The 3,172-nt window shown below is 29.8% G+C and carries 3 protein-coding genes; all 3 read left to right on the top strand.

Annotation, left to right across the window (positions count from 1 at the left end; translation table 11 throughout):
* Positions 1-104 precede the first annotated feature (104 nt).
* Genes speE through metK form a run of 3 tightly spaced genes read left to right on the top strand, consistent with a single transcriptional unit; the run spans position 105 to position 3,068 of the window.
* Positions 105-956, top strand: a complete 852-nt coding sequence (speE, locus tag NSA58_RS17905) for a polyamine aminopropyltransferase (protein ID WP_039680571.1) — start codon at positions 105-107, stop codon at positions 954-956.
* A complete protein-coding gene (gene speB / locus NSA58_RS17900; RefSeq protein ID WP_039680572.1) occupies positions 946-1,854 on the top strand; it encodes an agmatinase in 909 nt (302 codons plus the stop codon). Before speE ends, speB begins: the two co-directional genes overlap by 11 nt.
* 20 nt (positions 1,855-1,874) lie before the next feature.
* Entirely contained in the window at positions 1,875-3,068 is a 1,194-nt protein-coding gene (metK, locus tag NSA58_RS17895) for a methionine adenosyltransferase (protein ID WP_039680573.1), read from the top strand.
* The last annotated feature ends 104 nt before the right edge of the window (positions 3,069-3,172 follow it).

Genomic DNA, 3,172 nt, shown 5'->3' with positions numbered 1-3,172 from the left:
AAATAAAAATCGAAATAATATTTTAACATAAAAATAAAAATTATACAAATACAGAGATATAGATAAAATATATAGTTATAAAATAACAAAATGGAGGAAAATTTATGGAATTTTGGTATACAGAAGAATGGACAGATAATGTACGTTTTTCCATAAAGGTTGATAAACAACTTTTTAGTGGACAGTCAGATTTTCAAAGGGTGGATGTTTTTGAGAGTAAAGAATATGGGAAATTCTTAACATTAGATGGATTAATGATGGTAACTTATAAAGATGAATTTATTTATCATGATATGATAGTTCATACTCCAATGTCTACTAATATGAATATTAAAAATGTATTAGTTATAGGTGGTGGAGATGGAGGAACAGTAAGAGAGCTTACTAGATATCCTCAAATTGAAAATATAGATATGGTTGAAATAGATAAGATGGTAGTAGATGTATCAAGAGAATTTATAGATATTTGTGCATGCAAATTAGATGATGAAAGAGTTAACTTATATTACGAAGATGGGGTTGCTTTTGTTAAAAACTCTAAAGATAAGACTTATGACTTAATAATAGTTGATTCAACTGATCCAATAGGTCCAGGAGAAGGATTATTTTCAGTTGATTTCTATAATAATTGTTACAGAATATTGTCTGACGAAGGAATTCTTGTAAATCAAAATGAAAGTCCATATTTTGACTTTAATGCAAAAGAAATGAAAAGAGCTTATGAAAAAATAAATAATCTATTCCCGATAGCTAAAGTTTATCAAGCACATATTCCGACATATCCATCTGGACATTGGTTATTTGGATTTGCATCAAAAAAATATGATCCTATAAAAGATCAAAATAGAGAAAGATGGGAAGCTTTAAAATTAAAAACTAAATATTACAATAGTGATATTCATGTTGGAGCTTTTATGTTGCCTCAATATGTAAAGGATATGTTAAATGAAAAATAATAGATTTTACAATGTTGGACAATTTATGGAAATGGAATGTGATTATGAAGAATCAGATGTGATAGTATTTGGAGCTGGATTTGATGGAACTACTTCTAATAGACCGGGGACTAGATTTGCAAGTAGTGCCATGAGAGGTGAATTTTATGGACTTGAAACATATAGTCCACTATTGGGATTAGATTTACAAGATTTTAATATATGTGATATGGGTGATTTAGAGTTAAGTATAGGTAATACTGATAAAGTGTTAAATGAAATTTATGAAGGAACTAAAGAAATACTTAATGATGATAAATTTCCATTTATGATAGGAGGAGAACATTTAGTTACTCTTCCTGTATTTAAAGCAATTAGTGAAAAATATGGTGATGTATATGTACTTCATTTTGATGCACATACAGATTTACGAGAAGAATATAATAATGATAAAAATTCTCATGCAACAGTAATAAAAAGAATTTGGGATATAACAGGTGATGGGAAAATATTTCAATTTGGAATAAGATCAGGGACAAGAGAAGAGTTTGATTTTGCTTTAAAAGAAAGACATACGTATATGGAAACTCATACCATAGATACTTTTTGGAAGATAGTATCTACATTAGGTGGTAAAAATGTTTATTTAACAATAGATTTGGATGTATTAGATCCATCCATATTCCCAGGAACAGGAACGCCAGAACCTGGAGGAATAACATATAGAATGTTTGAACAAATATTTAAAATACTAAAAAATTCAAATATAAATTTAGTGGGTTGCGACATAGTAGAACTTAGTCCTGATTATGATAGAAGTAACGTATCTACAATTGTAGCATGCAAAATACTAAGAGAACTATCCTTAGTTGCGTCCGATAATTTAATAAAAAATCGTGAAAAAAAGAAAAAAAAATAAACTTATATAAGGAGAGAAACATGACGAGACATTTATTTACATCAGAATCAGTTACAGAGGGACATCCAGATAAAATATGTGATCAAATATCAGATGCCATATTAGATGAATTATTAAAACAAGACCCACTATCAAGGGTTGCTTGTGAAACTACTGTTACGACGGGACTTGTATTGGTAGCAGGAGAAATAAGCACAAATGCATATGTTGATATACCTAAAGTTGTAAGAGAAACAATAAGAGAAATAGGATATGATAGAGCAAAATATGGATTTGATTGTGATACATGCGGTGTGCTAACAGCTATAGATGAACAATCATCAGATATTGCCATGGGGGTAGATGAATCCTTAGAAAATAGAACCGGTGAACAAGGTGAAGATGAAATAGAAGCTATAGGAGCGGGAGATCAAGGTATAATGTTTGGTTTTGCGTGCAACGAAACAGAAGAACTAATGCCATTACCTATATCTTTAGCTCATAAATTATCAAGAAAATTAACAGAAGTTAGAAAAAACGGAACTTTAGATTTCTTAAGACCGGATGGTAAAACTCAAGTAACTGTAGAATACGAAGGAAATACTCCTCTTAGAGTTCATACTATACTTATATCTACTCAACACAGCGAAGATGTGGAAACTGAAACAATAAGAGAAAATTTAATAGAAAAAGTGATAAAAGAAGTAATACCATCTAACTTATTAGATGAAGAAACTAAAATATATATAAATCCAACGGGAAGATTTGTTATAGGTGGACCTCAAGGTGATACAGGTCTTACAGGAAGAAAAATAATAATAGATACTTATGGTGGATATTCAAGACATGGTGGAGGAGCATTCTCAGGAAAAGATGCAACTAAAGTTGATAGATCAGCTGCTTATGCAGCAAGATATGTGGCTAAAAATATAGTTGCAGCGGGACTTGCTGATAAATGTGAAATAGAACTAGCTTATGCTATAGGTGTAGCAAGACCTCTATCTATATTTGTTGATACTTTTGGAACAGGTAAAGTTTCTGATGAAGTATTAGTTGAGCTTATAAATAAGCATTTTGATTTGAGACCAGGTGCAATAATTCGAGATTTAGAACTTAGAAAGCCTATATTTAAAAATACAGCAGCATATGGACATTTTGGTAGAAATGACTTAGATGTTGCTTGGGAAAAGACTGATAAGGCAGACTTACTTAAATTAGATGTTTTAAATAAATAATAAAAGACGAATTAGTTATTTTTATAGCTGATTCGTTTTTTTGATATATTGAAATGATTTTATATAAAAATAGAAATAAGGTATAATAAGTTGTAGTTAATAAA

Origin of the sequence: Terrisporobacter muris (assembly GCF_024621905.1) — a bacterium.
Taxonomy (GTDB): domain Bacteria; phylum Bacillota; class Clostridia; order Peptostreptococcales; family Peptostreptococcaceae; genus Terrisporobacter; species Terrisporobacter muris.
The sequence above is the reverse complement of the archived record's forward strand: the minus strand, read 5'-3'. Positions and strand labels throughout refer to the sequence as shown.

Coding starts and splice junctions, on each gene's coding strand:
- speE (WP_039680571.1), top strand. CDS start 105: ATGGAATTTTGGTATACAGAAGAATGGACAGATAATGTACGTTTTTCC.
- speB (WP_039680572.1), top strand. CDS start 946: ATGAAAAATAATAGATTTTACAATGTTGGACAATTTATGGAAATGGAA.
- metK (WP_039680573.1), top strand. CDS start 1,875: ATGACGAGACATTTATTTACATCAGAATCAGTTACAGAGGGACATCCA.